This is a genomic window from Raineya sp., assembly GCF_053497555.1.
Genome location: NZ_JBRCWE010000090.1, coordinates 43,141 through 49,635 on the forward strand (window position 1 = coordinate 43,141; position 6,495 = coordinate 49,635).

Below are 6,495 nucleotides of genomic sequence, written 5' to 3' on the forward strand. Positions count from 1 at the left end.
ATCAGAGCAAATAACCAAGTATTAAACCTGCAATTACAATAAAAGGCGGCGGAATTTTAGTAAAGTGTAAAATTACAAAAGTTCCGATGGCAACGCCAATATCCAAAAAAATTTCATTGGTAGAATTTTGCTCAAAAATAGCCTGCCCCATAAGCACTACGGCAACCAGTACAAGTCCTACGCTTACGGCGTGTATGCCTTCCAGTGCGGCACGAACAGGACGATATTTTTTCAGCTCGTCCCAAAACTGCATTACAAAAAAAATAAACAAAGTTCCGGGCATAAAAATACCAAAACTTGCCAAAAAAGCCCCTAATACCTGCCCCCAGGTACCAAAATCACGCATTGCCATTGCCCCAATAAAAGCAGAAAAAGCAAAAGTAGGACCGGGTAAAATCTGATTGAAATTATAGCCTAAATCAAACTCTTCACGAGTAATCAGCTTTTTGATATACACAAATTCCGTAAGCATTAGTGGCACAAGCACGTGCCCTCCTCCGAAAATAATAGAGCCGGTTCGGTAAAAATTTTCAGCCAAACGAAAAGGCAATCCGAAAGTATAACGTCTGGTAAATTCGCTAAAAAAAGCCAAAACAGCAAAAATCAGAACAAAATAAGTGAGGTTTCGCCAACGAATTTTTATTTTTTTATCGGCTACTTTGGGATATTTTTCAAAATTACGCGTAGTTACCAAGCCGCCAAAAATTATCAGCAAAGGCAAAAACCATTGTGAGTGATAAAAATAGGCTACTATGGCTGAAAAAACTACTAAAAACGCAGAAACTTTGCTTTGCACTACTTTGGGGGTTATTTGCCAAGCCGCCGAAAAAATAAAACCTACTGCAATGGCTTGTGTAAAACGTGCAAAAGAAAAATCTACTTGGTTTTGTTCTAAATAGGTGATAAAAATAGCGGCAAGCGTCATTATGAGCAGAGAAGGGAAAACCCAAATCACGAGTGTCAGATAAGCCAAACTTGCTCCGCCCAAACGATAAGCTATGCCTGTAATGGTTTGTGTAGAAGTAGGACCAGGCAAAATTTGGCAAAGGGCATAAATTTCAAGCAAGGCACTTTCGGAAAGGTAGGCTCTTTTTTCGCAGAAAATACGGATAAAATGTGCCAAATGAGCCTGCGGACCACCAAATGATGTCCAAGACATTACGAAAATCTCACGCAAAAAAATCAGGTATCGTATTTTGCGAAATTCCATTTACAGCATCAGTGAGTATTGGTGAGTTTTTTGAACTCTTCGCGAGTAAGCATTTTATCCATACGAGTATCTAAATGCTGATAACGTTCTTTGAACATATTTTCCATTTCTTTGATGCGATGCGAAGTTGTTTTGGCTACCAGATACGCATAACCCACACTTACAAAGGCTATAAGAATGGAAAGAATAGTGATTATCCAAAGTCCTGTATTGCTACTGTGTTCGGGTGGGGGTAACTTCTGATTTTCAGCGGGGATAATGGTTTCTTCAATTTCTCCTGTGTTTGTATCGTTTTTGCTATCATTCATTTGCACACCCTCATCGGTAGTTGTAATACCCAAAGTTTTATCCAAAGAAGCCGAAAGCGAATCCAAACCTGTTTTCCATTTCGCCTGAAAATCAGCAGATTTACTAATACGAGGAGCTAAACTGCGAAGTTCTTTCCAAATATCTTTTTTGAATTGCTTTATTTTTTCTTCCTCACTGCTCAAATTAGAGTAATTTTTATTTTTGTAGGCAGAAATAATGTTTTTAGAAGCCCGTGAAGCATTAGGTGTTGTTTTTTCCAAGGTTTGCAGGGTGGAGCAGTCAATTTTATTAGCTATTTCTGCTTTATTTTGTTGGATATGGTTAAATTTTATTGCCTGACAAAGAATTTCTAATTTAGCTTTTTCAAAGGGAATTTGAGCAAAAAGAGGAAAGTTTAGCAAGAAAAGTGCTAAAATTACTATTCTAAGCATATATTTTTCTGATTTTTAAGCCAAAAACACCGCAAAGCTAAAATTTTATTCGCCAAAATCAAATGATTTTACAGAAATTTAGCGAAAAGAGGTCTTTGTAGTAATGAAACAGGAAGCAAGATACAAGAAACGAGATTTTAGACAATTGAATTAAGGCACAAATTCAAGATTAGAGTCCCGAACCCCATACTCTAAATTTTTGGGAAATAAGCAATTACTTATTTTTTTGCACTTTTTCAGCTACTTTCTGGACAAAATCAACAGATACATGCAAATATCTTGCAATCAAATCAAAAGGAAGTCCGTCAGCGAGCATTTCTTTAATCGCTACAATAGCTTTGCGGTTTTTCCCCTTATGGATACCTTTGTGTAAGCCTTTCTGTAAGCCCTTATGCAAACCTTGTTTGAAACGCAAATCGTTTTCTAAATTGTATGTGAGTGCCATTTTTTCTAAAAGTTTAGCAATAATTTCTTGCAAATTACGTAAGTTTGTAAGTATTTCCAAATGCTGTAATTGTTTAGGTATAGTTTGCGGTAAGGAAACAGGAAACAAGATACAAAGAAACAAGATTTAGAAAAAGGAAAGATTTAGTCCTCACTACGAGGCGGCTCATAGGCTTCTCGCTTGAAAAAAGCAAACCCACCTTTTTTGTAAAGTATCGTAAGATGTGGATACGTTTGCTGAAACCTCTGAAGCTCATCGGTTTTCAACACAAAATAAGCATCTTTATCAATTTTACCATTCAAGAGCCACTCGGTATTTTCCTGATAAGTTTCTTTTTGATAAAAATTAGGATTTTGGTAGCGTGGATATTGAAAGTAAAAATAATGAGCATAACTTTTGAACCAAACCGTAGTTACATAACTATTTGGATTCTCTCGGCGAAGCATTTTGTAAAACTCAATAGCGGGGGCTTGTGAGTATTGCTCAATGAGCGGTACAACCACTGCCAAATAAGTAGCTATAACCAACGCCGAAGCCAAAAAAAGTGTTATGGAAGCCTTTGCTACCTGCTTTTTTATTTTCCAAACAGCCCACAATACCGCTACACCATACAAAAAACCTATCAAAAATTCCCAACCTGCCCACTTTACATCAGTTTTCAGGCAATCTACGGCAAAAGGGTCATCAATGTAAGTATAAAAATTTTCCTTGTAATAGGCAAATAGCGGCAAAGCCATAAGAATAAGAGCAAAAATCCCGCCTAATATTCCTAAAAACCAATTAAAACGCTTGGGAATTGAATTTTGAGAAATAAATTGTGTAATGGCTCTGGCGGCGAAAAATGAAAGCGGAAAATATGCCATTGAAGAGTAATGCACAATTTTCGTTTTTACAATTGAAAACAAAATCATTACTACCCAAAACAAAAACAACATTTTTTTATGAAAAATAGGGCTTTCATCTTTCGGATTTCTACGAAAACCCCACAAAGCAAATACTGACATCGGAAAGCAACCCAAAAAAACTACTACAAAATGATAAAAGAAAGGTTGTTCGTGTCCTGCATCGGGGGTAGAAAATAAACGAATTTGGTACTCAATAAACATTTTGAAAAACCACCAGCCTCCCCGCCATAGCTCCACTGCAAACCAAGCCGAAGAAACCAAAGCCGTTGACAAAGTATACAAAACTACCGCTTGCCAAGTAGCTATTCGGCGAAAACGCTCACTTATCCAAAACACTAAAAAAGTTAGCAATATTAGCAAAAAGCCTACGGGACCTTTGGTAAGCACAGCCAAACCTGTAAAAATACCTGCTAAAATAGCTTTACGATTGCTTGGGACTTCAATGGTTTCTGCCAGATAATACACCCCTAAAAAGATGAAATAATTGAAAACAGGGTCAATAATACCAGATTTGAAGTACATAAAAGGCAAAAAGCTCCCCAAATATGCCGTTGCCCACCAAAAACCCATTTGCAAAGAGTATTTGCGTGTACCTATACGCAAAAATGTAAGCAGTGTGATTACCCCAAAAATAGCATTAGGCAAGCGTGCCGCAAAAGCATTGATGCCAAACAAACTCATTGAAAGGCTTTGCAACCAAAAAAAGAGTGGCGGTTTTTCCCAAAAAGGGCGATAATTGATTTGTACTTGTGTAAAATTGCCAGTAACAAGCATTTCACGAGCCGATTCGGCAAAATTCACTTCGTCCCAATCAAAAAGATGAACACTGCCCAAAAAGGTCGTAAAAAAAAGCAATCCTGCTAATAGGAAAAAAAGTTGATATAAACGATAAGTCGTAGGCATAATATTTATGATATGTTTTTTGGAAAAAATCTATCGGGTAGGAACTAACTCCTCAAAATAAATTTCATCTTTCACCACTACAACAGCCAAAAGATGCAACATTGGCTTACTTTGTAAGATTTCGTCTTGCTCAAAATATTGCCACAACTGCTTTTTAGCCTGCGATAATGTTTCGGCTAAAAGATGTTCTTGTTCTTTTTTCAGATATTTGATTTCCATTGCGTATTGATGATGCGAATGATGGTTGGTAGGTCTTACAAAAAGTTCCAAATCTACATATCCTCCACCCGCAATTTCTCGCTCCGTATGTATCAGAAAAACATTGCCTTGCATTGCATAGGCAATAAAAATCATTTTGATATATTTTTCATCAAAGCGTTGATAATCTCTATTGGATAATAGTTTTAGCAGTCTTCCTACTACCTCAAAGTAATCTTTTACATTTCCAAAAGCCATTGCCACCACAGCTTTTCTGACCTTTTCTTCTTCCAGTGGCAAATCGTGTAATTTCTGCAACAAATAGCCATAATATTGCCAATACAACTCCCCAATCACATAGTTGGGGATTTTGAAAATTATTTCACCTGCAATATTTGCTTCTTTGATTGTCAAGTTGCCGAGATAGTATAAAAAATTAATAAATTCTTTCTCACCAAAATCTTTTTCAAAGCTAAACTGATAAATAAGTTCGCTTTGCACTTCACCCTTTCTCAAAATTTCCTCCAAAACCGCGGTATTTTCTATCCATTTGGCTGTTTCAAACAAGCGTTTTAGCTTACCATAGTCGGGAGCAATGTTGGGGTCTAATATTTGCAAAGGATATTGTTGTTTTTTCTTAAAGTTATCCAAAAAATACAAAATCATATCAGCGTTGTAAATGCTCTGTTGGCTAAAAGGATAAAACTTGTAACCATTGTAAAAATATTTCAGGTCTTGCATTATTTTGTTTTCACGATTTTTATCCCACAAAACCAAATTTAATAAGCTACGAACTTCCATTTCTGAAAATCCCATCATTGCTTCAAAATCTTCTTCGTGGGTAAGATGCTGAACAATATTGAAACCACTCGTGAGGCTATCCATTGTGATAGGTGAAACACCTGTAATAAAGAACCTATCCATAACCCCCTGTTGAGTGGCATTTTTAATTACTTCATAAAATTTACGAACATACCCATTCAACGATACGCTTTCTTGAAATTCTCTTACATCTCTTGTAAGAATTTCATTGGTAAAATGGTCATACTCGTCTATGATGAGATAAATAGGAATTTTTTCGGAAATTTCGTACTCATAAAAAAAATTGGCTAATATTTTTTCAGCACCCGATAGGTCAAGAATTTTATTGCGTTGTTCTTGGGTAAAAATTTGATACTTGCCCATAAAATTATTTACCTGTGCCCGAACCCGATTGTCAAAACCTTCTTTGCTACTGCTCAAATTTTCTGTATTGATACCACTAAAATTGAAGTGTAGTATTCTAAAACTATTAGCCAATGGTGTGGGATTGCTTCCAATATAAAACTTTCCAAATAGTTCAAAAAACTGCTCTTTTCGTCTTATATCGTAATAATTTTCCAACATTGATACAAATAAACTTTTGCCAAAGCGGCGAGGACGCAAATAAACTGCATTAGAACGCTGTTCCAAGAGAGGTAAGTAGTGTGTTTTATCTACAAAAATCAGTCCTTCTTGTACTACTTTTCCAAAATTGCTAATGCCATACGGAAATAAAACATTATTTTGCATATTTTATCTTTGAGAACACGCATTACAGAACCCTTGAATAAGCAAATTGAACTCTTTGGCTACAAAACCTTTGGGCAAAGAGATTTCGGGAATAATTGTATTATCCAAACATTGGGTTTTGCCACAGGTAGAACATTTGAAATGGACGTGATTGTGATGATGTTCGTGGGTAGAGCAATAATGCGGCGAACAGAGAGCATATTTGGGCGTTCCTTCGTCATCTAAAACTTTATGAATAATCCCTTTTTCTAAAAAAGTTTTGAGCGTTCGGTAAAGCGTTACTCTATCAAAGGCAGGCACTAAAATTTCTTCTAAATCGTTGTGGCTAATAGCAAAATTTTTATTGATAAAAACAGAAAGCGTTTCTAAACGGCAATCGGTATGGCGTAGCTGGTGTTTGGTAAGAATATCGGCAACATTACTCATAAAAGCAATTTTGAGTTTTTGTAATTATTTATGTTCAAAAAGTTATCTTTTTATGTTTAAGCCTTCAAGGGCTTTATCTCTCATTTTTTCTGTTTGCTATCTATTTTCTAAAATCTT

At 36.0% G+C, this 6,495-nt stretch carries 6 protein-coding genes; all 6 read right to left on the reverse strand.

The genetic code is table 11. The features are described from left to right. Position 1: 1 nt before the first annotated feature. The 6 genes from chrA to ACWITO_RS11795 all read right to left on the reverse strand — a co-directional run bounded on the left by chrA (position 2) and on the right by ACWITO_RS11795 (position 6,378). A complete protein-coding gene (gene chrA, locus ACWITO_RS11770; RefSeq protein WP_448530193.1) occupies positions 2-1,210 on the reverse strand; it encodes a chromate efflux transporter in 1,209 nt (402 codons plus the stop codon). A gap of 8 nt (positions 1,211-1,218) precedes the next feature. Beyond that, entirely contained in the window at positions 1,219-1,950 is a 732-nt protein-coding gene (locus ACWITO_RS11775) for a hypothetical protein (RefSeq protein WP_448530194.1), read from the reverse strand. Positions 1,951-2,164: 214 nt separating this feature from the next. After that, positions 2,165-2,455, reverse strand: a complete 291-nt coding sequence (locus tag ACWITO_RS11780; RefSeq protein WP_448530195.1) for a hypothetical protein — start codon at positions 2,453-2,455, stop codon at positions 2,165-2,167. Between the two features lie 83 nt (positions 2,456-2,538). Beyond that, positions 2,539-4,203 (reverse strand): ArnT family glycosyltransferase, encoded by a 1,665-nt coding sequence (locus ACWITO_RS11785; protein ID WP_448530196.1) that lies wholly within the window; start codon positions 4,201-4,203, stop codon positions 2,539-2,541. 30 nt (positions 4,204-4,233) lie between these two features. Next, positions 4,234-5,952, reverse strand: coding sequence for an AAA family ATPase (locus ACWITO_RS11790; RefSeq protein ID WP_448530197.1), 1,719 nt, complete (start codon positions 5,950-5,952; stop codon positions 4,234-4,236). 3 nt (positions 5,953-5,955) lie between these two features. Continuing rightward, complete coding sequence (locus ACWITO_RS11795; protein WP_448530198.1) at positions 5,956-6,378, reverse strand: Fur family transcriptional regulator; 423 nt, start codon at positions 6,376-6,378, stop codon at positions 5,956-5,958. Between the last annotated feature and the right edge of the window lie 117 nt (positions 6,379-6,495).